Here is a 22,411-nt window from a genome sequence, read left to right on the forward strand (position 1 = left end):
CGGCTACACTCTGCGGGTGCCGCGTCGCATCTCAACGGTGGGACTCGCGTCATGTTGGCGCCGGGTCCCTCGAGTTTGGCCGCAACAGTGAATTTTCTCCGAAGTGCGCTACGCCGGTATCGCCGTTCCGGAGCGGGCGGACCCGTTGCTGCGAACGTGGCGTGGCTGCTCTTGGAACGTGGTGTCCAACTCGTCACCGGCTTGGCCGTAAGCATCCTGCTAGCCAGGTATCTAGGAGCGAGCCAGTTCGGTGAACTGAACTTCCTGATATCACTGGTCGCGCTGCTTGCTCCATTGGCCGCGCTCGGTTTGAACCACATTCTGACCAAGTACTTCGTCGAGGATCCTGACAACGCCGACCGTGCCGCCGGGACTGCGATGGCTCTCAGGTTCGGCGGCGGCTTCGTCGCTATCGCAGTCGCCCAGATTGTGTTGCTGTTCGTTCGGCCGGGGGACGGATGGAGTCAGATCTTCGGGCTGTATCTTGGGGTGGGGGCGCTGTTCAACGCCTTCCTGGTGATCGAATTCTGGTTCTTGGCGAAGGTTGAATCTCGGTTCGTCGCGATTGCCAAGATTGTCGGGGCATTGATCAGCGTTGCCACCAAGGCGCTCGCGGTGATGCTTGGCGCCGACTTTCAGGTATTCGTCATTCTCACCGCACTCGACTATGTGGTGGTGGGCCTGCTTCTGCTGGTCGCCTATCAGATCAGAACCAAGGGTGTCGCGCGGTTGAGGGCCAGTCTCAGCACAGCCGGTCGACAGCTGGGGCAGTCCTGGTGGTTGATCCTGTCAGGTTTGACCGCGACGGTGAATCTGAAAATCGACCAGGTGATGCTCGGTGTGATCTCCACCCCAACCGAGGTGGGTCTGTATGCAGTTGCGGCCCGACTCTCCGAGGTTTGGTACTTCGTACCCGAGATCATCGTGTCCTCACTCTTTGCGTCAATCCTTCGCGCCAGACTGGATGATCCCGAGGCGTACCAGAAGCAATTGCAGAAGGTTTACACGTTGCTCGCCTGGTTGGGCATCTCCGTTGCGGTAGTTGCGACGGTTATCGGTCCGCCGTTGATCCGGTTGCTCTATGGGCAGGAGTATTCGGCGTCAGGCACGCTGCTTGTCGTGCATATCTGGGCGGGCGTGTTCATGTCGATGCGCGCGCTCTTCAGCAAATGGCTTATTGCAGAAGAGTTGCTCAAATTCTCGCTGTACACACAAGCGGCAGGTGCGGTCACCAATGTTCTGCTGAACTTGTTGCTCATCCCTGTCTACGGGGCCATGGGAGCAGCCGTGTCCACGGTGATTTCCTACGGCATATCGTCTTTCGGAGCCTTGTTGCTGACCGCAAGGACCCGTCAACCCGCCAAGATGATGATCCTGGCGCTGTTCGCTCCAGCTTTGGCAATCTGCCACGCGATCTCGCGTCGACTGAGTCGCGGGTCTAGGCACGTCTGATGCTGGCTTATGTGTGGCAAGTGCGCACCGGCGCGATGATGCCCCTAAAGTCTCTCTCGTGGCACTGACTTTCCGGAAACGCGTGAAGCGATACCTGCCGTCTCGATATGTTGACGTTGCGCGCCGGTGGAACGGGCGCGCCGAGGCGGCAGCCATGCGCACTGCTGGGAAATCGCGGTTGCTCAGTTACCTGTACTTCGGAAACTGGGTGTCGCCGTTCCGCAGGGAGTTCTATGCGGTGGCTTACGGCCGCAGAATGTTCAACCAGAGTTTGCAGGGAGCCACCGGCGCGACCTATTTCCTCCGACGTAGTGCACACCGCATCGAGAAGGGCTTGATCTCTAGACCTCGTCGCTCGCTGTTCGCGCTCGACTACATCGGTCAGACAGTTTCCGCCTACCGAACCGAGGTCGAGCGGTTGAGTCACGACGCAGATCTGTCGAAAGTCGATCTGCAGTCACTGAATTGGGTGACGGACGTTCTTGGGGCGTACTTCGATGCCGTGGACAGCAGCCCGGTGACCGATAGCGCACGTGAGGTCTTTCTCGAGGCGAGAGCTCTCTACCGCGAGCCCGACCGCGTCCCGGAGTCTCAAAAAGAGCTCGTCCCCTACCCGTTCTCGAGTCTCGAATCGGCGCGAGTCTCCTACGAAGACTTTCTCGCGTTGAGCTGGCGGCGAAGGTCGGTCCGGTGGTTCGAGCCAAAAGCGGTGCCGCGGGACTCGCTTGACAAGGCTGTCGCCGCTGCGTCCTTGTCGCCGAGCGCGTGCAATCGCCAGCCATACGAGTTCAGGATCTTCGACGAGCCGGAGTTGGTGAAGAAGGTCGCGGCCGTACCGATGGGCACGCGTGGCTTCAGCGACAACTTTCCCGCGGTTGTGGTTCTGATAGGCAGGCAGCGGGCATACGCCAACCACCGAGATCGCCACATCATCTACATCGACGGCTCGCTGGCAGCGATGTCATTCATCTACGCGCTCGAAACCATGGGTTTGAGCTCATGTGCCATCAACTGGCCCGACATGGAGCCCCAGGAGTCTGCAATGGCGAAGTTGCTTGGTCTTGAGCCCGATGAGCGAGTCATCATGCTCATCGCCGTAGGGTACGCGGACCCGGAAGGCCTCATTCCGTACTCGCAAAAACTCGCTCTGGATCGGGTTCGGAGCTACAACCGTGCGGGCTGAGGACGTGAAACCTGATCACCCCGCAGTAGTCGAAGGTGGGGTTTTCATCGCATGGACTCGATTCCAGCGCCGGGCCGCGGTCCTGGGTGCACGTATGGGAGTGGACGTCCATTTCTTCCATCTTCGATGGGAAGGCGCGAACCGGTACGCCAAAGTTCTGTCTTACTTTGTCAAGGCGTTCCGGACGTTATTGCTGCTGTCGAAACGGCGCCCGACGTTCGTCATCCTTCAACTACCGCCTACGCCAGCGCTGTATGTCTGTGCGCTCTATGTCCGGATCGCCAGGATCCCGCTCGTCGTCGATTGCCACAACGCCGCCATCATGGAGCATTGGGGAAGGTGGCCCCTGACTGGGGCTTTGCTGCGGAGAGCTACCGTCCTAGCGCACAACGATCACGTCGCAACACTGGCCGCCCAGAGCTTCGACTTGGAGCCAGTAGTTCTACGGACAGGCATCATGAGTGCCGATCCTGACGCAGCGCAAGGAGATGAGACTTTAAAGCGTCTGAAACTCGAGAGTCAAAGCTATGTCTTGCTTCCTTGGAGTCTCCACACCGATGAGCCGCTCGAGGAAGCTCTGTCTGCGATACGGCAAATGCCCACGCAGCGGTTCGTCCTGACCGGTGACCCGCGAAAGATCGACCCGGCGTTGGCGTCGCATCTGCCGCCCAATCTGAGCGTGCCCGGTTATTTGCCGACGGCGGACTTTAACGAGTTGTTCGCTCACGCAGCGGCGGTACTTGTCCTGACTACACGCGAACTCACCCAGTTGAGTGGCATGGCCGAAGCCATGGCCTTCGAGGTCCCGGCAGTCATCAGTGATACAAAAACTACGCGCTACTTGTACGACACTGCGCCCGTCTACGTCGCCAACGAGCCTGATTCGATTCGTGCAGGATTGGAAGAAGTACTGCGTACGCGAGAAGTGTGCATCGCGGAACTCAAGACGTTGCGGTCCAAAACGGAAGAAGAATTCGAACGTCAGGTCCGCACACTAATCCAGACGATTGGGGACGCGAGGGCGCCGGGTAGTCGCTGCGGCTGAGGTGGAGTGAACCCATGCGAGCCGTCCGGTAGTGATATGACGTTGACCTGATCGAAGTGAGGCGAGGAGTGTCCGCTGCACGTCCTATTTGTGTGTACGGGGAACATCTGCCGGTCGCCGACGGGCGAACGACTGGCCGCGGCTTACGCCGCCGAACTCGGCATCCCTGACTTCGTTGCCTCGAGCGCCGGTACCCGTGCGGTGATCGGCCATCCCATTCACGAGAAGGCTGCGGTGGTGCTGGAGGAGCTCGGCGGCGATCCGTCCGACTTCACGGCCCGACAGCTCTCTGAGAAGCTCGCGTCGAAGGCAGACTTGGTGCTCGCCATGACCCGCGGGCACCGGGACAAGGTCCTGGGCATTGCGCCTCGATTGCTCAAGCGGACCTTCACCTTGGCCGAGGCCGCCGCCATAGCCGCGCATCCGGATGCCGCCACCATCGCGGATCTACCGCTGCTCAGGCCGCGCACCCCCACACAACAGCTTGCAGACGTGCAGGACCCCATCGGGCTGGACGCTGCAGTCTTCGAGTCTGTCGGTGCTCAGATCGCCACACTCCTGCCTCCGGTCATGAAGCTGTGTGCCCGTTCGTCGTCCGACTGACCGGGCTTGGACCGCCTCAGGTGTTTGCTTCTAGAACTCGTCATTCGATCTAGGTGGATTCCCGCTACCGCGCTTGGTTACGCGGGCGTGAATTCTTGCCGGTCACGTCGAAATCCTGGTCGCCGCCGTGCTAATTTTCCTGAGCGAATACTGTGCTCGCCTTGAGAATTTGTGAAGCGGTGGGCTAATGTTGCAGCCCAGGGGCCAATCGTTCGGGGGGAAGTATGACGGCGGTACACGACCGACTACGCGACCCAGCAAACATCGGCCCAAGGGGCGCGACTGATCCTGGCCGCGGGAAGATACCCGGGTGGCAGCGTGATTACGCGCGCCGGCTGATCGTTGTTGATGCGTTTGGTGTGATTTTCGCAATTGGCCTGGCCCAGTGGCTGCGCTTCGGTGAGTTGCCGGCAACCGAGGAAGTTTTCCAGCTCGAGAGCTATACCAAGGTCTCCATCGCGATTGCTGCAGGCTGGATGCTGGCCTTGGCGATCAACCGGTCGCGCTCCACGCGGATCATCGGCTCAGGCACCGAGGAGTACCGACGGGTTGTCCTCGCCACGCTGTCGACCTTCGGTGCCGTCGCCGTCATCTCGATGCTGTTCAAGCTGGAGATCGCCCGCGGGTACCTCATGATCGCGCTGCCCACCGGCATCGCGATCCTCACGGTGTTCCGCTGGCTCGCCCGCAAGCAGGTCATCAAGGCCCGCGCCAACGGCGAGTGCATCACCCGCGTTCTGGTGGTCGGCAATGCGCCGGCGGTCCGGGACTTCACTCAGGCGCTGGCTCGCGAGCCGTGGTCGGAGTACCGCGTGGTCGGGGCCTGCGTCTGCGGCCCGGAAGATCGCAAGCTCATCGACGTTCCGGGTGTCGGCACCGTCCGCGCCTTCGGCGACGAATCCAATATCGCCGCCGCCGTGGCCGCCACCGACTGCCAGGCCGTGGCCGTTACTGCCACCGAGCGCCTGGACGGCCGCGGCATCCGCGACCTGTCATGGGAACTGGAGCGGCTCAACATCGACCTGCTGGTCTCACCCGGCGTGGTGGACGTCGCCGTCCCGCGCCTGCAGATGCGCCCGGTCGCCGGCCTGCCGCTGATCCACGTGGAGAAGCCTCAGTACCACGGTGCCAAGCGCTTCGAAAAGCGACTGTTCGATGTCGTGTTCTCCAGCGCGGTGCTGCTGGCCGCATCGCCGATCCTGTTGGTGGTCGCCCTGGCCATCAAGCTGACCAGCCGGGGCCCGGTGTTCTACCGCTCCGAGCGCATCGGCATCGACGGCACGCCGTTCGAGATGATCAAGTTCCGCACCATGGTGCAGGGCGCGGACAAACTGGTCAGCCAGCTCGCCGACCAGAACGAGAGCGAAGGCGGGGTGCTCTTCAAGATCAAGGAAGACCCCCGCGTCACGCCGGTCGGCAAGTTCCTGCGCAAGTTCAGCATCGATGAGCTGCCGCAGTTCATCAACGTCCTCAAGCGGGACATGAGCGTGGTGGGTCCGCGGCCGCCGCTGGCCAGTGAGGTCAAGACCTACGACGACTACGCCAAGAAGCGTCTGCTGGTGAAGCCCGGCATCACGGGACTGTGGCAGGTCAGTGGCCGCTCCGACCTCTCCTGGGAGGACTCGGTTCGCCTCGACATGTTCTACGTCGAGAACTGGACCATGATCTCCGACATGGTGATCGCCGTGAAGACGGTGCGCGCCGTGTTCACAAGCTCTGGCGCATACTGATCTGATTCGTCGCTGACAATTTTCGCCGAAGCAGTCCCTCATCATCGTCGTCGCTCGACCACGGGCTTTTCAGCTGTCCAAACGAGTTTGCTGAGCAGCTCAAGGGTCGCGGAACATCGAGAGCAGGGCCATCGGTCGACGCATGCTCGGCGGCGAAAGTCGTTGTCAGAACACCAAAATCATTTGTGTCAGGTATTGTCTCCCCATCGCAACGACGTCCGCGGCCTTGCCGAAGACGAGTAGCTGACGACCGTGATGACGATGGGGGCGGCTGTGGTGGATCTCGAGTTGGCCAAGTTCCGTTGTCGGAGAAGGTTTTCCGGCATCCGGATCGGCGAGAGTCCGTGCTTCGACACCGATGACACATCGCGCTGGTTTCTGCAGCGGTTGGCCGACTCCAAACGGGTATCTGGAGTTCGGTACCGGGGGCTCCACGTACTCGGCGGCGAAGCTGGGCGTCGAGTTCATCGCCGTTGACTCCGACCGTGTCTTCCTGGATGCCGTGCGCGCCAAGATCGACGGGGACGGCTATGGGCGCCCCGACGGGCAGACCTTCACCTACGCCGACATCGGGGTGACCGGGCCCTGGGGACGCCCGGTCGGCGCGAGTACCCCTGCGCGGTTGGACAAGTTCCGGCGCTACTCCGACCCGCCAGCACAGTGCCTGGCCGACGGTCGGCTGCCGGACCTGATCCTGGTTGACGGCCGGTTCCGCGTCGCCTGCGCCCTCAAGACGCTCCGGATGCTGCGCCACACTCACGGCTGGACCATGCTCGTCGACGATTACACCGATCGGCCTGCCGACCACGTGATCGCCGACTTCGCCGACTTCGTGCAGTTGGTGGGACGCATGGCGGTATTCCGGGCGCCGGCGTCGGTAGACGGCGACGAGCTCGATCGCGCTATCGCGGCCTACGAGACGGTGCTGGATTGACGCTGCACTCGGCGATACGCCGCCGCAGGAACTGCCGGCCCGGTTCGGACGTGTTGCGTTCCAGCGCCTGCCGGTAACTCTCGGCGGCCTCGGTGTAGCGGCCGGCCCGGCGCAACAGGTCGCCACGCACCGCAGGCACCAGATTGGACCGGGCCAGCCGGGGATCGTGGGCCACCTGCTCCACCGCGGCCAAGCCCGCAGCGGGCCCGTCCCGGAAGCCCAGAGCCAAGGCGCGATTGGCGCGGACCACGGGGGAGTCCGTCATCGACACCAACCGGTCGTATGCCGCGCAGATGGTCACCCAGTTCGTCTGCTCCCAGGTGGGGGCGCACGCATGCGCGGCGGCGATCACAGCCTGGGGGAGATAGGGGCCGGCGGACCCGGCGGCGGTACGCAGCCGGTCCAGTCCGCGCGCGATCTTCGCGCGGTCCCAGTGCCGCCGGTCCTGCTCGTCCAGCGGAACCAACGCACGGGCAGCGTCCACCCGCGTCGCCCGCCGTGAATCATGCAACAGCACAAGTGCTGCCAGCGCGTGGCATTCGCGATCGCCGGGCATCAGGGCGCACAGCTCCGCGGACAGGCGCAGCGCTTCATCACACAGTTCGTCGCGCACGGCCGACGGCCCGCCGGTGGACCAGTAGCCCTCGGTGAACACCGAATACACACACGACAGCACGTGGGGCAGGCGCTCGGCCAACAGTTCGGCCGGCGGCACCCGCAGCGGGATGTTGGTGGTGCGAATCTTGTTCTTCGCGCGGGTGATTCGCCGCCCCACCGCACCCTCGTTCTGCAGCAACGCCCGGGCGATCTCGGCGACGGTCAGCCCCGACACCAGCCGCAGCGTCAACGCCAGCTGCGAGGACCGCTCCAACGCCGGGTGGGCGCAGGTGAACATCATTCGCAGCTCGTCATCGCGCACCGGGTGCGGGTCGGTGCTGTCCATCCGCATCAGCGCCTCATTCCGGGCGGCAGTGAATTCCCTGGCAGGGCGCTGGGATTCGCGACGAAGACGATCACGCGCCCGGTTGCGGGCCACCGTCAGCAGCCAGGCGCCCGGGTTGTCCGGAACGCCGTCGCGGGGCCACGCGCGCAACGCCTCGGCACAGGCTTCCTGGACGGCGTCCTCGGCCACACCGAGGTCCCCGCACCAGCGCGCCAGCGCCGCCACCGTGGCACCCCATTCGCGGCGGAAAACGCCGTTCAGCTCGACCACGGCTAGGACACGGAGATGTTGGCCAGTTGCCGTAATTCGACCACCGACACCGGGATCTGCGCGGCGACCGCGACGGCCTCGTCCCGGTCGGCGGCCCGCAGCAGGTAGAACCCGCCGGCCACCTCAGCCCCTTCGGCGTACGGGCCGTCGGTGATGATCGCCTCACCGTCACGCACCCGCACCGTGGTGGCCGTCGACGGCGGATGCAGTGCCGCGCCACCCAGGATGTGCGCGCCGCAGGCCTGGCCGAACTTCTCGTGCTCGCGCACGTCGGCGTCCCACTGCTCGGTCCCGGGCTCGGGGAATTCCGCCCCGGCGGGTTCCAGGAGCAAGGCGAGCCAGTCGGCACCCACCGGACCTGCCGGGGCTTCCCACTCGACCATCGGCCAGACCTCGACGCCGCCGACCTTGCACGCCGGGATGCCGCGGGCCAGCTGAAGGGCGTCGTCGAGGTTGTCCGCCTCGAAGACGTAGTAGCCACCGGCGATTTCGGCGCCTTCGGCGAAGGGGCCGTCGGTTACCACCCCGCCGGCAATGCGGACCGCCTCCGCCGCCGGAGCCAGCGCGTCCCCGGCTCGAATCGCATCCCCGGCCGTAGCGCTGAAGTGGGCGTACTCGGCCATGATCGCCTCAGCGGCGGCAGCGTCGTACTCGCCGGTGGGTTCAGGTCCCCGCAGAATTGCCAGATAGTGCATCATCGTCCGTCCTCGCAGCCAAGGAGTGCACCCTCATGGTGCACTCTCTACCTGTTTGACGAACAGCGCTCTGCAGATCCGACAGCGTTCTCGGACGAGTTTCAGACAACCACCGGCGCCGCGGCGTGGGAGTTGATCACCACCAGCGCGCTGACCCAGTCACCGGTCCCGGGATCTTGCAGCGTGGCCGGCTGCACCAGCCGGGTGCCGTCGGCGCTGACCTGCAGCGGCCCCTTGCGCGGGCCGGGCACCGTGACGGGGGTGCCGATCAGCGCGCCGTGGGCGGTGCTGTAGGCCGCCACCACAGCGGTATAGGTATCGGTGTCCTGATGGTGCACCGAGGTGACGACGTACAGGCGGCTGCCGTCCGGGCTCAACACCGGTGCGGACCCCGCTACAAGCCGCCCCGCCTGCGGGGCCCAGGTGTCGGTGATGCTGCCGGTCACGGTGTCGATGACCAACACGACGGTCTCGGTGTGCCCGGCCACGGTCCTGGAGACGGCGAGATACCCGGGGTCACCGGCGTTTCCGTTGAATGTCATCTCGGCGACCGGGGTGCCCGGCAGTGCAGTCGCAGACACCAGCGCGCCGGTCGCGCTGTCGATCACGATCAGCTTCGTGGCGGTGGTCAGGTACACCCGGTGGCCCTCGTCACTGTCCTGGCCATGCCCCACCAGGGGGCCCGGCAGCTCGACGGTGTTGAGCAGCGCGCCGGTGTCGGTGTCGATCACCAGCATGCGCGTGGACCAGTCCACGTCCGAGGATGTCCTCTCCTGCACCAGCTGGAAGGCGCGGGTGCCGTCGGCGCTGAACTGCACCGACCCATTGCCGTCCTCGAGGGTCTTGGCCACCCGCAGCTCGATCGGCGCCCCGACCAACTGCCCGGTGGCGGTGTCGATCACCGTCAGGTACAGGCTCTGCGCATCGGCGGGGCCCTCATGCTGGTCACCGCGCCGATGGACCGTCAACAGGTACGCGCGGGTGCCACCCGGATTGAACTGCATGGGAAAACCGTTGTCGTCGATGCCGCGGGTCTGCGCGGTACCGATCAGCGTGCCGTCGACGGCGCTGATGGTCGCCAATTGTGTTGTCGCAGGCTCGATCCTGGTGCCGAAATCGGTGACCGTGAGCTGGACGAAGCGGGTGGGATCAGCAGTGGAACGCTGCAGCGTACCCCGCGCACGGCCCTGCAGGACGGTGGTGTGCAACAGGGTTCCGTCGGTGGCGTCGAACATCGCCACTCGCGTGGTTTCGGCGAACGTCACAGGATCCCACACATTGGTGGACACGAACGCGCGGCTGCCGTCGGGACTGAAGAACAGCACCGGCTCGGTATCAGGTGACCCGCTGTCCTCGACGGCATAACCGTTGAGCACCAACGGATCACCAATCAGCGCGCCGGTGTGGGCATCCACCACGGCCGCCCTGGCGGTCGCGGTGTTGGTGAAGTAGATGTCCACCCTGGTGACCGCGTAGACCCGGGTGCCGTCCTTGCTCACCGCGAGGGGGCCGACAGGGTGCCCCTCGATGGTGACCGGGGCGTCGACCAGCGTGCCGGTGGCAATGTCGATGACGGCCAGCGTGGATTTCTGCGGCTGTGTGGCGTCGACGCCGGAGCCCAGGTTCTGCGTCACCATGTAGGCACGGGTGCCGTCCGCGCTGAACGTCAGCGGTTCACGGCTCAACCGGTCATTGGTGTGGATGCGGAATGAGCCGTCGACCACGATCGGGTTGCCGACCAGGGTGCCGGTGGTGGTGTTGATGACGGTGAGTTCGGTGAACCAGACGCGGTTGGTCTCGTCGAAGGTCTGAGTGGTCTGGAAGGCGCTGGTGCCGTCATCGCTGAGTTGCAGGTGCCCGGCCCGGTGTGCCTCGATGACGAAGCGGGAGCCCACCAGATCGCCTGTCGCAGAATCAATCACCACCACAGTGGTGGTGTAATCGTCGGTGTCTTCGTGGTACGCCTCGCTGGTCTGGACCACGCGGGTGCCGTCTTTGCTCACCCGGAAGTCGCCGGGCTGGCCAACGAGAGTGATCGGCGTGCCCAGGACAGCACCGGTTTCGGTGTCGACGACCGTGACCCGGGTGCGGTATTCACCCGTCGTGGCGTCGTAGATCTCCGAGGTGCGGTAGGCGCGGGTGCCGTCCGCGCTCATCACCAGGCCGACAGGTGTTCCCGCCGTGCGGATCTCGCTGATCACGGTCAGCCCGTTCACGTCGTAGGCCACCTCGACGATGATCGAGGTGGTGTCCGATTGCGCCAGTCCGAGCAACTGCGCACCCTGATGGATGACACCCTGGATCATGCCCGCGACTCCGGGCAGCCGGTAGGCCGCGGTATTGCTCGCGGTGACCGTGAAGGTATCGGTGCCGCCGACCGCGGCCAGTTCGGTGCCGGGGGTGTAGGTGAAGGCGCCGGTCACCGGATCGACGACCACCGATCCCTTGGGGGTGGTGCCGCTGCCGGAGTAGGTGAGCGCCGCGCCCTGGAAGTCCTTGCCGTTCAGCGTGCCGATGACCTCACCGGTGGGTGTTTGCCCGGTCTTGACGGGGTCCACTACAGGGCTCCGGTTGAACAGGGTGTACTCGAATTCCCTTCGCAGCCACGCCAGGATGGCCCACGCCGCCGGGCTTCCGGCTGGGGCGGCCGGCGCGGTGCCGGCGGCCTGCGGTGCGAAGCCGAACCACGACAGCACGCTGCTGACAAAAGTCTGGATGGGGTTGGCTGCGACAGCGGAGCCGACGACGGCCGCCGTCTGAGCGGTCAGGACCGGCGCGGGCGGCGCGGTCAGGGTCTCGGCGGTGGTGTCGACGTTCTCCGCCGAGTAGCCGGCGGTCCGCACGGTGCCGGAGTCCTGCTCTTCGGCCGGTTCGGTATCGGGGGAGTCCTCCGCCGGCCGCTCGTATTCGGAAAGTTCCTGCACCGCAGTCGAACCCTGCTCATCCTCGGACTGCTCGTGCCGATCGGACGGGGCGGCTTCCGGCCGGATGACGTCGGTGGTCGACTCGTCTGCGTCATCACTGGCGTCGTCATCACTGGCGTCGTCATCACTGTCGTCGGCGACCGGGGCGCTGCCGTCCTCAGAGGTCGCGTCGTCGTCGTCCTCGGCGGGGTCATCCTCGTCGTCAGTGTCCTCGTCGGTGGTGTCCGCGTCGGGTGAATCCGCACCGCCGTCGTCAGGATCCGCAGCGGGCTCCGGGTCGGATGCCGTGCCGGGGGAGTCCGCACCCGTCGACGACGAGGTGGACGAGGGTGCATCGTCCGCCAGAGCCACAGCGGGGTTGTTGGTGACAGCAACTCCGATGCCCAACGCCACGGCGAGCGCTCCCACCCGACCGATGTATCGCGCGTAACCCATGCTCGCATGCCCTCCCGGCGCAAACTGTGCAGGCCGACTGCGTGAACGGCCTTTTCAATTCATGCGAACGGGCCTCGGCGCCAGGAGCATAACTCTGGCAAACCACCGATAGCCAGGTTATTTACTTTGCCGAAAGATTTTGCGGCAAATTTCTGTGCGCGAGCGTCAGTTTTCGCGCCGGAGGTCGGGGCTTACTTGACGTAGGTGACCAGACTGACGTCCAGCGCCTCATCGACGAAGTAGTACTGGCAGCCGGTGAGGTAGCGCATGTAGTCGTTGTACGACTGCTCACCCGCGGCGGCAATTGCCTCGTCCTTGTGCTGCTCCAGCCGGGCCGCCCAGATGCCGAGCGTCTTGATGTAGTGATTGCGCAGCGACAGCACTTCCGGCACGGTGAAGCCGGCCTTCTCGCCGTGCTCGACCATCATCTTCGTGGTCGGGATGCGGCCACCGGGGAAGATCACCTCACCGATGAACTTGGCGAAGCGCGCCAGCTCGAAGGTGAGCTTCTTGCCGCGGGCCATCAGGTCGTTCGGGTGGTACCCGCAGCTGCTCTGGATGGTCATCCGGCCGCCGTCGGGCAGGCTGTCGTAGCAGGTCTTGAAGAAGGCGTCATAGCGCTCGAAACCGAAATGCTCAAAGGCCTCGATGGACACGATGCGGTCGACGGAGCCCTCGAACTGCTCCCAGCCCTCGAGGCGGACGTCGAAGGTGCGGGCGGTGTCGATCTTGGCCAGCAGCTGGTCGCAGTAGGCCTTCTGGTTCTTGCTCAGCGTCAGGCCGATGACGTTGACGTCATACTTCTCCACCGCGCGCTGCAGGGTCAGGCCCCAGCCGCAGCCCACCTCGAGCAGCGTCATGCCGGGCTCGAGCTGCAGCCGATCCAGGTGCTGATCGACGTTGGCGATCTGCGCCTCCGACAGCGTGGCGTTGGGCCCGGTGAAGAAGCCGCAGCTGTACTTGCGCGTGGGGTCTTGGAACACCCCGAAAAAATCGTCCGAGAGATCGTAGTGGGCCTGGATGTCCTCGAAGTGAGGTGTCAGGTCCTTGGTACCTGCGGATTTGTCAGACATGTGTGTGCTTACTCGGCCTTTCCTACCCAGCGCGCCTGGCAACCCTTCCAGGACAACCGCAACTAGCCCCTCACCATAGCGTTGTGCAGGTGAAGGACCCTACTTCGACGCCGACTTCTCCAGCGTGAATTGGCAAACATCGGTGTAACCCTTGCGGAACGCATCCGCGCAGCCGGTGAGGTAGTGCATGTACCGGTCGTAGACCTCTTGGGACTGGATGGCGATGGCCTCGTCCTTGTGCTCCTCCAGCGCGGCGGCCCAGTGATCGAGGGTCTTGGCGTAGTGCGGCTGCAGCGACTGGGTGCGGGTGACGGTGAACCCGGCCTTCTGCGCGTGCTCCTGGGCCAGCTCGATGGTCGGCAGGTACCCGCCGGGGAAGATCTCGGTGAGGATGAACTTGATGAACCGCGCGACGGAGAACGTCAGCGGGATCTTGCGTTCGGCCATCTGCGGAATCGTGAGCGCGGTGATGGTGTGCAGCAGCATCACCCCGTCCTCGGGCAGCACGTCGTAGGCCTTGGTGAAGAAGTCGTCCCAGCGGTCCCGGCCGAAGTGCTCGAACGCGCCGATCGACACGATGCGGTCGACGGGCTGGTTGAAGTCCTCCCAGCCCTCCAGCCGCACCTCCTTGGTACGCGGGCTGTCCGAGGCGGCGAACACCTCTTCCACCCGTTCCTTCTGGTTCTTGCTCAGCGTCAGCCCGATGACGTTGACGTCATATTTCTCGATGGCGCGCATCATGGTGCCGCCCCAGCCGCAACCCACGTCGAGCAGCGTCATACCCGGCTCCAGACCCAGCTTGCCCAGTGCCAGGTCCACCTTGGCGCGCTGAGCCTGCTCCAGGGTGTAGTCGTCCTGCTCGAAGTACGCGCAGCTGTAGGTGCGCGACGGGTCCAGCCAGAGTGCGAAGAACTCATCAGACAGGTCGTAATGGGCCTGCACATCTGCGAAGTGCGGTTTCAGTTTTCTCGCCATATCGGCTTGCGCCCTTCTGAGAGTCCCAGAGGCCGGTCATCAGGTTTCCCCGAAACCAACAACCACCCCGATGCCGAGTCGGACTCTACCTCTCGTGGATCAGCCGGCAGAACCGAGCGCATCCGAGCGTGGCGCCGACGCGCCCTCGGCAAACGTCACGCCCAGCTCACCGACGATCTGGTCCCACAGTTGCTCGGGTAGCTCGTGCCCCATGCCGGGGAATAGCACCAGCCGGGCGCGCGGGATCGTCGTCGCGATGGACCGCCCGCCGGCCGGACGCATCAGCTTGTCCGCCAGCCCGTGGATCACCACCGTGGGCGCGGTGATCTGACGGTTGTAGCGCAGCAGGCTGCCGCTGCCCAGGATGGCGCCGAATTGCCGGGCCACTCCCCAGGGGTAGAAGCTGCGGTCGTACCCGGCGATGACGTCCGCGCGCACCGTCTCGGCCGGGGTCGGGTAGCCGGGGCTGCCGATGATCTTGTTGACGCGCACCGCGTTGTCGATGATGACCTCACGCGGGGAGTCCGGTCGCGGCCCCTTGATGACGGCGAACAGCGCCCGCGGATCCGGGGGCGGCAGCGCGGCGCGGTTGTTGCTGGAGAAGATGACGCCCAGCGAATTGGTGGTGCCGGCGTGCCGGGCCGCGAACACCTGCGCGATCATCCCGCCCATCGAGGCGCCGACGATGTGCGCGTTGCCGATGCCCAGATGCGCCAGCACCGCGGCGGCGTCGTCGGCCATGTCTTCCAGGGTGTAGACCGCCGGGCTGGGGCGGCCCACCAGTGAGCGCGCCATGCTGGCGTACTGGTTGGTGTCCGCCTTCTGCCCGTCCAGCTTGCTGGACAGCCCGACGTCGCGGTTGTCGAAGCGGATGACCCGCAGCCCGCGGTCGATCAGCTTCTGGCAGAAGCCATCTCGCCACAGCAGCAGCTGCGCGCCCAGGCCCATGATCAGCAGGACAGCGGGATCGTCCGGGTGCCCGAGGTCTTCGTAGTAGATGTCCAGATCGCCGGACTTGGCGTAACCGCTGCGGATGTCCATCTAGACCTTTTCGTCCAGATCGGTGCGGTGCTCCCGGCTGACCTCCACCATGAAGTTGGCGAAGTAGCCGGAGAACTGCGGGTCGTTCATCATCTGCCAGGTCGGCGCGAGCAGCTTCATGTACCGCTCGACGTAGAGGAACTGCTTGCCGATGAGCACCAGTTCTCGGGGCAGCTTGACGTCGTAGGCCTCGGCGAGCGTGGACAGCTGCTTGCCGATGTCGGCATACGACATGTCGCCCAGGGTCTTCATGCTCAGCGGCTCGGCGAACGACTTCAGGTCCTTGGCTGCCTGCGCTTCCGGTTTGACGGTGCCGACGGCGCCGAGCAGGACGACGATCTTGCCTGCGGCGGCGTGGTCCTTCTTCACCAGCAGGGAGTGGATGAGCTCACGCAGCAGCCAACGGGTGCGCGGGTCGATGCGGCCCATGATGCCGAAGTCCAGGAACACCACCTGCCCCTGCTCGTTGACCAGGAGATTGCCGGCGTGCAGGTCGCCGTGGAACAGCCCGTGCCGCAGCCCGCCCTCGAAAGTGGAGAACAGCAGCGCCTTGACCAGCTCGGTGCCGTCGTGGCCCATTGCCTTGATGGCCTTGACATCGTCGATGCGTACCCCGGAGACCCGCTCCATGGTGAGCACACGCTCGCTGGTCAGGGCCCAGTGCACGTCGGGAACCTTGATGTTGCGGCCCAGCGGCGAAGCGTGCAGATGGCTGACCCAGGCCTCCATCGACTGCGCCTCCAGCCGGAAGTCCAGCTCCTCGGCCAGGTTGTCGGCGAAGTCGGCCACCACGTCCTGCGCCGACAGCCGCCGACCCAGCTTGGCGACCTCGACCAGTTGGGCGAACCGCTTGAGGATCTGCAGATCGGCGGCCACCCGCCGGCGGATGCCGGGGCGCTGGATCTTCACCACCACGTCTTCACCGGAGTGCAGCGTGGCGAAGTGCACCTGCGCGATCGAGGCGCTGGCGAACGGCGTCTCCTCGAAGTGCTTGAAGAGGTTCTGCGGCTCGTCGCCCAGCTCCTCCTTGAACAGCTGATGCACTTCGGCGGTGTCGGCCGGCGGCACCGAATCCAGCAGGCCGCGGAACTCGCGGCTCATCGGTTCGCCGAAGGCTCCGGGGCTGGACGCGATGATCTGGCCGAATTTGACGTAGGTGGGGCCCAGGTCGGCGAAGGTCTGCGGGATCTCCTTGATGACCTTCGACTGCCAGGTTCCCCGGGCTTTCAACTTGGATACGACGCGGGCGCCTGCGCAGGTGAGCTGCCAACCCGTCACGCCGATGCGGGCGGCCTCGGCGGGCAGCGGCACCCGGTCGAGCTTGGCCACCTCGCGGTGTTTGGTTGAACTCATACCTGGAGTCTCTCAAATCTGCTGGTCTGAGCCCAACGGTGATGTGCTAAGTAATTCGCGGCCCGGGTGTTCGCCCTGCTCATGGGCCATCGTGAGCGCAGTCACGTTGTTGACATCTGTCACACGAGTGTGGATGAAGCCCATCTTGCGCAGCACCGCCGGAGCGAGCACAAACGGGTAGAGATCCTCGCGTCCCATGGATCGGTTGACCATGTTCAGCGACCACGCCAGCGGCAGCCACATGGCGATGAGATCGTCGAACGTGCTGCTGCGCCGGTCAAAGCCGGCCGCGGCCGGGGCCAGGCCGAACGCGGCCGCCGTGTCGAGGGTGTCGCGGATGTGCAGATAGTGGGCGAACGTCTCCGCCCAGTCCTCGGCCGGGTGCATGGCGGCGTACGCCGAGACGTGGTGTTCCTGCCACGGGCCGGCGCCGGCGGTGTAGTGGGCATCGAGCGCGGCCTGGTAGTCGGCATCCGGATCGCCGAAGAGCCCCCGGAACTCGGCCGACGCGGCGGGCCAGGCACCGACGAGCCGATGGAAGTAGGCGTGCCCGGTTTCGTGACGGAAGTGGCCCAACAGGGTGCGATACGGCTCGTCCATCGACGTGCGCACCCGTTCGCGGTGCACGTCGTCGACTTCCGCCAGATCCAGGGTGATGACGCCGTTCTCATGGCCGGTGGTCACCGGCTCGACGCTGCTCGACAACAGGTCGAAGGCCAGCCCGAATTCGGGGTCGGTGTCACGGCCCACGATCGGCAGCTGGAGTTCGATCAGTTCGGCGATCAGGCGTCGTTTGGCACGCTCTGCCGAGGCGAACTGGGTCATGGCTGAGACGTCGGCGTCATTGGGCCGGGTGCGCGTCAACCGACAGGATCGACAGAGACTTCCGGCGCCGGCGGAGTCGAGGGCAACAAGCCAATTGCAGCCGGCCACATCCAGATTCGCGCACAGACTGTACTGGCCGGCGAGCACCACTTCGCCGGGCAGGCCGGCTGCATCAGGTATCGCGAGCAGCACTCCCGCCTCGGGGGAGAAGCCCAGTCTGCTGCCGCACGACAGGCAGATCGAGTTCTCGAAGGTGAGATGCTGCCCGCATCGCCCGCACCTCAGGTCGCGCATGTGTCCAGGTCGGGGCGCTCACCGAGCAATTCGGCCGTGGTTGCGTCATTCTCGCGGCCGGCTGCCGCCATCATGGCGGTGTGGGCATCCTCGGGGCTGGTCGCCGGCGGCACCACCAGCAGGGTGAGCCGCGCCCGACGCCCGATGACCTCGATGGTGTCCATCGATTGGCGCCGGTAGCCACCCAGGCGCAGGACCTGGCCGTTGCAGGTGATCTTGCGCGGCACGTCCGCCCAGCTGCGCAGGTTGTAGAGCACGCGTTCGACAGGGCCCAGCCGGACCGACAGCACTGCCACCAGATCGGGCAATTCCTTCTCGAGGCAGGCACTTTCGGGCCACCACGCCCCGTCGACAAGGCCGGTCTGCGGGCCCTTGGGCTTCAAGCGCAACCGGGCGGTACTGTGCTGGTGGACATCGTCGAGTAGCTGTGGTGGCGTCATGACGACGCTCCTGTCTAGACCGGAAATCAGCCGGGCTGTGATGATCGGCGACGACACGGCTCGAATGGTCACGTATGCGAAATACCGCCTGCTCACCACTGTACGCGCACACAGCGCTCGACGTGACCGGCGTCGTCGGTGCGTACCGTAGGTTCATGCGCAGAGACCGAACCCTTTCGTGGTTTTCCCGACTCGACCGGGCCGAGCGGGCTGCTCTGCTGGCCAATCCGCACGGTTATGTTCCGAGTACGGCGGCGCGCCGCATCGCCGCCCACACCACGTCGACCCACCGCGGCGAAACACACCAATTGCGTTGGCTGCTCAAGAGTTTCGAGGCCAACCGGCTGGAAGACGAGAGGCACCGTCTGGACGACTGGTGGGCCCGGCTCGCACCGGACGTGCGTGCCGATCTGGTGGATCACCGGTCGGCGGAGGTGCCGCGTGCACACCGGGAAGCGGTGCTGGACCTGATGCCCGGAGGCGTCCGGCAGGACGACGATCTGGAGCGCGGCTTCCCGATGCCCGACGTGGTGACCGCGTATCTCGACGGGCCGGCTACGCTCAGCCGCTCACCGGCTGCTTGCCCCACGGCGTGAGCCACGGGGTGGGCTCCCAGTCCTCGAGGCCGGCCAGCAGCTCGTAGAGGGTGGCGCCGTCGATGCTCTCGCGGATGATGTCGGCGTGGCCGGCGTGCCGCGCCAACTCCTCGATCATGTGGAACAGCACCCAGCGCACCGACCACGCCGAAACGTCCTTGGGGAACCACGGCACGTCGTGCGGCACGGGCACGGCCGCGGCCAGGTCGACGGTCTCGATCAGCCGGATGGCCTCGGCGTTGCCGGCATCGAACGCGGCCAGGATGTCGGCGAGCGTCTCGTTCTCGCGCATCACGAACTCGTTCTCGTACTCGGCCGACAGCTCCTCCATCGATCTGCCGTCGGACGGCGTGCCCTCCGGGGCCGAGGCCACCCGCTGCATCCAGCTGCGCTGGCAGCTGGTGATGTGCTTGATGAGCGCGCCGATGGACAGCGCGCTCGCCGTCGGCGTCTGACGGGCCTGCTCATCGGTGAGGCCGAAGGCGATGGCGTGGTACGCGTACTGCTGCGCCTTGAGGTACTCCAGCAGTCCGGCGCGCTCGTCGGCGATGGGCGGGGGCATGGCGGGCATGTCAGTTCTCCTTGTGTGCGTAAAGGTCACGGATGCAGGCAATTTCGGCTCCGTGATGGATCATCTCGCGGTTGATGTGCAGGACCAGCGTGGTCATCGGCTCGGCCGCCCAGTCGCCTTCGGCCGAACCGACCGGACGGGCCAGGGCGTCGTCGTCGAGCGCTCGGACCCCGTCCATCCAGCCGCGGTAGGCGTCGTCGAGCTGCCGCAGCGCGGTCTGGGCGTCGGGGGCGTAGTCCCAACTCTGGTAGTCCGCGGGCGGCCCACCGAAATGGCTGTGGGTGCGCGCGGCCAGGACGCCGACGATCAGGTGCGCCATCCGCCAGGCGATGGTGGTGAACGGCGCCGGCTCGGGCGGGGGATAGCTGAAATCGACCGAGCCGTCCCGATGCAGGGTCCAGCACCCGGGCACCGGCTCGAAGAAGTACTCGTCGTCGGTCAATCCCGCCAGCCGGGGTCGCAGCGCGCTCTGCCAGTGCAGATCGAGCTGGAAGACCAGCTGGTCGGTGAGGCTTCGAGCTGTCATGCGATCAGCGTCGCACCCCTTTAGGACAGTTTCGGTCCTAGAAGTGCGGCAGACTCGGGGCATGTCCGAAACCACCGGCCGGGTGCTCCAGCTGCTGGGGCTGCTGCAGTCCCGCCGCGTCTGGACTGGCGAGGAACTGGCCCGGCGCCTGGGCGTCACCGGCCGCAGCGTGCGGCGCGACATCGAACGGCTGCGCGAACTCGGCTATCCCGTGCACGCCAGCACCGGCCACGGCGGCGGGTACCAGCTGGGCGCCGGTGCGGCCCTGCCGCCGCTGCTGCTGGACCCCGACGAGGCCGTCGCCATGGCGGTCTGCCTGCGCCTGGCCGCCGGCGGCAGCGTGGCGGGCGTGGGCGAATCGGCGTTGCGTGCGCTGTCCAAGCTGGACCAGGTGATGCCGGCCCGGCTGCGCTCGCAGGTGTCCGCCGTGCACGAGGCGACGACGACCTTGACCGCCGGCTCGGACACCCCCGTCGAACCCGAGGCGCTGATGGCGCTGGCGCGCGCCTGCCGCGACCACGAACACGTCGACGCCGCCTACACCGACATCCGCGGCAACGAGACCTCCCGCCGGCTGGAGCCCTATCACCTGGTCACGACCGGGCGACGGTGGTATCTGCTGGCCTGGGACCGCGACCGCGACGACTGGCGCACGCTGCGGTTGGACCGGATGAGTGAGGTGCTGGCCCGCGGCACCACGTTCACGCCACGCGAGGCGCCGGATGCTGCCAGCTACGTCAGCCGCGCGATCAGCAGCAACTCCTACCGCTATGTGGCCAAAGTGCGCTATTTCTGTTCGAAAGACATTGTGGAACAGCATTTCTCGCCGTCAGCGGCAACCGTGGAAGCCGACGGCCCGGACACCTGCCTGGTGAGTGCGGGGGCCGACGACCCGGAGCGGATCCCACTGTTCCTGGCGATGGTGGGGCAGCCGTTCGAGATCCTGGGCCCGCCGGAGGTGATAGCCGGGGCCGCCGCGATGGCGGCGCGGCTCACTGCGGCGGTGCCGTGACACCCAGGCGGTCGGTCAGGAACAGGAACGCCTCAGCGAACGGATGCCCGGCGGTGGTGCGGCGCACCGACGTCCAGTCCACCTGCTCACGCACCGCTCGGGCCGCGGGGAGGAACTTCGCGAAATTGCAGTGATGCTCGTTGAGTGACAACAACTTCTCGGTCACCACCTCCGTCGGCGGCATCACCGGCATGCGGATGGCCAGCACGTCGGTCTCCTGTGCCGCGGCCAGCGACGCCGCCGTCACCGGCACCCCGTTGAGCTGGTGCAGCACGTCGATCACGAAGTCGTCCTCGATGCACGCTTTGAACAGCCAGTCCTCCGGGGTGCGTTCGATGGTGAAGCCCGCCTTCTCCAACGTCAGCGCCGCAGCCTCGGCGTCCGGCTCGGCCACGATGAAGTCGACGTCGTGCACCGGTTCCGGACCGCCGTGCACCCAGAGTGCGTAGCTGCCCGCCAGGGCGAACTCCGGTCCGTGCGCCTTGAAGGCCGACGCTGCGCGCTTGAGCGCGTCCCGGAGGTCATCGTTTCGCGGCGGCATGGGTACTAGGTACCCATGCGGATGGCCACATTCAACATCCTGCACGGACGCAGCGTGCATGACGGCGAGGTGCGACTGGACCGGCTGATCGAGAGCATCAAGGAACTCGACGCCGATGTGTTGGCGCTGCAGGAGGTGGACCTGGCGCAGTCGCGGTCGTCGATGGCGGACCTCACGGCGGTGGCCGCCGAAGCCATGGGCGCGGTGAGCCACCGCTTTGTCGCCGCGATCTCCGGGACGCCGGGCGCGACGTGGATGGCCGCCACCGGCACCGAGCAGCCCGGCTCTGCCGCCTACGGGATAGCCCTGCTGTCGCGCTTTCCGGTGCTGAATTGGCAGGTGCTGCGACTGCCGCGGATCCCGTTCCGCTTCCCGATGTACCTGCAGGAACCCCGCAAGGTCCTGACGATCAAAGAGGAACCGCGCGCGGCCATGGTGGCGCGTCTGGAAACCCCGCTTGGACCGATGACGGTGGCGAACACGCATCTGTCGTTCGTGCCCGGTTGGAACCGTGCTCAACTGCGCCGGCTGGTGCGCGACGTGCGTGGTTTCGCCGGCCCGCACGTGCTGATGGGTGATCTGAACATGACCCCACCGACCGCACGGCGAACCTCGGGGCTACGCCCGCTGGCAGCGGCGACGACGTTTCCCGCCGGAGAGCCCACCCGTCAGTTGGACCACATCCTGACCAACGATCCGTCACTACGCGGTGTCGAGGTCTCCACGCCGCAGCTGGCCATCTCCGATCACCGACCGCTGGTGGTGGAGGTGTCGAAGGCGTAGGCCGCGCTTGTTGTTGTGCCAGCGCAACTTGAACAGCAGCACGCTGCGGTGGGCTTCGAATCCCACCGAGAGCAGGTCACGAGAGTGTGCTTTCACAATGTCTCCACTGTGGCACAGGCCCCCGACGCTCGCCCTGCGTCGGTGGTCACAGCCCAGTGAACTCTTGG

The 22,411-nt window shown here is 65.7% G+C and carries 21 protein-coding genes; 9 read left to right on the forward strand and 12 right to left on the reverse strand.

What is annotated here, in order from left to right:
• The first annotated feature begins 156 nt into the window (after positions 1 to 156).
• From G6N58_RS15650 to G6N58_RS15675, 6 genes are all read left to right on the forward strand, one after another.
• The gene (locus G6N58_RS15650; RefSeq protein ID WP_163908193.1) at positions 157 to 1,452 is read left to right on the forward strand and encodes a flippase; all 1,296 of its coding nucleotides are present in this window, start codon (positions 157 to 159) and stop codon (positions 1,450 to 1,452) included.
• A 58-nt stretch (positions 1,453 to 1,510) separates the two neighbouring features.
• Positions 1,511 to 2,635: a nitroreductase family protein gene (locus G6N58_RS15655; protein ID WP_147289310.1), complete on the forward strand. Its 1,125-nt coding sequence runs from the start codon at positions 1,511 to 1,513 to the stop codon at positions 2,633 to 2,635.
• 94 nt (positions 2,636 to 2,729) lie between these two features.
• A complete protein-coding gene (locus G6N58_RS15660; protein ID WP_115278097.1) occupies positions 2,730 to 3,680 on the forward strand; it encodes a glycosyltransferase in 951 nt (316 codons plus the stop codon).
• A gap of 75 nt (positions 3,681 to 3,755) precedes the next feature.
• Entirely contained in the window at positions 3,756 to 4,283 is a 528-nt protein-coding gene (locus G6N58_RS15665) for an arsenate reductase/protein-tyrosine-phosphatase family protein (protein WP_115278096.1), read from the forward strand.
• A 224-nt stretch (positions 4,284 to 4,507) separates the two neighbouring features.
• A complete protein-coding gene (locus tag G6N58_RS15670; protein WP_115278095.1) occupies positions 4,508 to 6,013 on the forward strand; it encodes a sugar transferase in 1,506 nt (501 codons plus the stop codon).
• Positions 6,014 to 6,371: 358 nt separating this feature from the next.
• Entirely contained in the window at positions 6,372 to 6,947 is a 576-nt protein-coding gene (locus G6N58_RS15675; RefSeq protein ID WP_115278094.1) for a hypothetical protein, read from the forward strand.
• On the opposite strand, the gene G6N58_RS15680 is transcribed toward G6N58_RS15675, so the two are convergent.
• The 9 genes from G6N58_RS15680 to G6N58_RS15720 form a co-directional block, all read right to left on the reverse strand.
• Positions 6,916 to 8,160 (reverse strand): RNA polymerase sigma factor, encoded by a 1,245-nt coding sequence (locus G6N58_RS15680; RefSeq protein WP_115278093.1) that lies wholly within the window; start codon positions 8,158 to 8,160, stop codon positions 6,916 to 6,918. The genes G6N58_RS15675 and G6N58_RS15680 overlap by 32 nt on opposite strands.
• 2 nt (positions 8,161 to 8,162) lie before the next feature.
• A complete protein-coding gene (locus G6N58_RS15685) occupies positions 8,163 to 8,855 on the reverse strand; it encodes a YciI family protein (protein WP_115278092.1) in 693 nt (230 codons plus the stop codon).
• A gap of 101 nt (positions 8,856 to 8,956) precedes the next feature.
• Positions 8,957 to 12,214, reverse strand: coding sequence for a YncE family protein (locus tag G6N58_RS15690; protein ID WP_115278091.1), 3,258 nt, complete (start codon positions 12,212 to 12,214; stop codon positions 8,957 to 8,959).
• Positions 12,215 to 12,405: 191 nt separating this feature from the next.
• Positions 12,406 to 13,287 carry a cyclopropane mycolic acid synthase family methyltransferase gene (locus G6N58_RS15695; protein WP_115278090.1) on the reverse strand — a complete coding sequence of 294 codons (882 nt, stop codon included), beginning with the start codon at positions 13,285 to 13,287 and terminating at the stop codon, positions 12,406 to 12,408.
• Between the two features lie 99 nt (positions 13,288 to 13,386).
• Positions 13,387 to 14,262, reverse strand: a complete 876-nt coding sequence (locus G6N58_RS15700; protein ID WP_115278089.1) for a cyclopropane mycolic acid synthase family methyltransferase — start codon at positions 14,260 to 14,262, stop codon at positions 13,387 to 13,389.
• Positions 14,263 to 14,361: 99 nt separating this feature from the next.
• A complete protein-coding gene (locus G6N58_RS15705) occupies positions 14,362 to 15,303 on the reverse strand; it encodes an alpha/beta fold hydrolase (RefSeq protein ID WP_115278088.1) in 942 nt (313 codons plus the stop codon).
• Entirely contained in the window at positions 15,304 to 16,656 is a 1,353-nt protein-coding gene (locus tag G6N58_RS15710; RefSeq protein ID WP_115278087.1) for an ABC1 kinase family protein, read from the reverse strand.
• 12 nt (positions 16,657 to 16,668) lie between these two features.
• Positions 16,669 to 17,775 (reverse strand): zinc-binding metallopeptidase family protein, encoded by a 1,107-nt coding sequence (locus tag G6N58_RS15715; protein ID WP_115278086.1) that lies wholly within the window; start codon positions 17,773 to 17,775, stop codon positions 16,669 to 16,671.
• On the reverse strand, positions 17,763 to 18,215 hold the full coding sequence (locus G6N58_RS15720; RefSeq protein WP_115278085.1) for a DUF5994 family protein: 453 nt from the start codon (positions 18,213 to 18,215) through the stop codon (positions 17,763 to 17,765). Before G6N58_RS15720 ends, G6N58_RS15715 begins: the two co-directional genes overlap by 13 nt.
• A 155-nt stretch (positions 18,216 to 18,370) precedes the next feature.
• Between G6N58_RS15720 and G6N58_RS15725 the strand changes: the two genes are divergently transcribed.
• Positions 18,371 to 18,811 carry a hypothetical protein gene (locus G6N58_RS15725; protein WP_147289309.1) on the forward strand — a complete coding sequence of 147 codons (441 nt, stop codon included), beginning with the start codon at positions 18,371 to 18,373 and terminating at the stop codon, positions 18,809 to 18,811.
• Here G6N58_RS15725 and G6N58_RS15730 read toward each other — a convergent pair.
• Together G6N58_RS15730 and G6N58_RS15735 are read right to left on the reverse strand one after the other, a co-directional pair.
• A complete protein-coding gene (locus G6N58_RS15730; protein ID WP_115278083.1) occupies positions 18,777 to 19,382 on the reverse strand; it encodes a DinB family protein in 606 nt (201 codons plus the stop codon). The genes G6N58_RS15725 and G6N58_RS15730 overlap by 35 nt on opposite strands.
• Position 19,383: 1 nt before the next feature.
• Positions 19,384 to 19,908 (reverse strand): DinB family protein, encoded by a 525-nt coding sequence (locus G6N58_RS15735; protein ID WP_115278082.1) that lies wholly within the window; start codon positions 19,906 to 19,908, stop codon positions 19,384 to 19,386.
• A 61-nt stretch (positions 19,909 to 19,969) separates the two neighbouring features.
• On the opposite strand from G6N58_RS15735, the gene G6N58_RS15740 reads away from it, so the two are divergent.
• Positions 19,970 to 20,920: a helix-turn-helix transcriptional regulator gene (locus G6N58_RS15740; RefSeq protein ID WP_115278081.1), complete on the forward strand. Its 951-nt coding sequence runs from the start codon at positions 19,970 to 19,972 to the stop codon at positions 20,918 to 20,920.
• Here the strand turns inward: G6N58_RS15740 and G6N58_RS15745 are convergent.
• On the reverse strand, positions 20,901 to 21,461 hold the full coding sequence (locus G6N58_RS15745) for a hypothetical protein (protein ID WP_115278080.1): 561 nt from the start codon (positions 21,459 to 21,461) through the stop codon (positions 20,901 to 20,903). The genes G6N58_RS15740 and G6N58_RS15745 overlap by 20 nt on opposite strands.
• 15 nt (positions 21,462 to 21,476) lie before the next feature.
• Here G6N58_RS15745 and G6N58_RS15750 point away from each other — a divergent pair, with 15 nt between their 5' ends.
• Positions 21,477 to 22,244 carry an endonuclease/exonuclease/phosphatase family protein gene (locus tag G6N58_RS15750; RefSeq protein WP_115278079.1) on the forward strand — a complete coding sequence of 256 codons (768 nt, stop codon included), beginning with the start codon at positions 21,477 to 21,479 and terminating at the stop codon, positions 22,242 to 22,244.
• Positions 22,245 to 22,411: the final 167 nt, after the last annotated feature.

Source organism: Mycolicibacterium tokaiense, assembly GCF_010725885.1.
GTDB lineage: Bacteria > Actinomycetota > Actinomycetes > Mycobacteriales > Mycobacteriaceae > Mycobacterium > Mycobacterium tokaiense.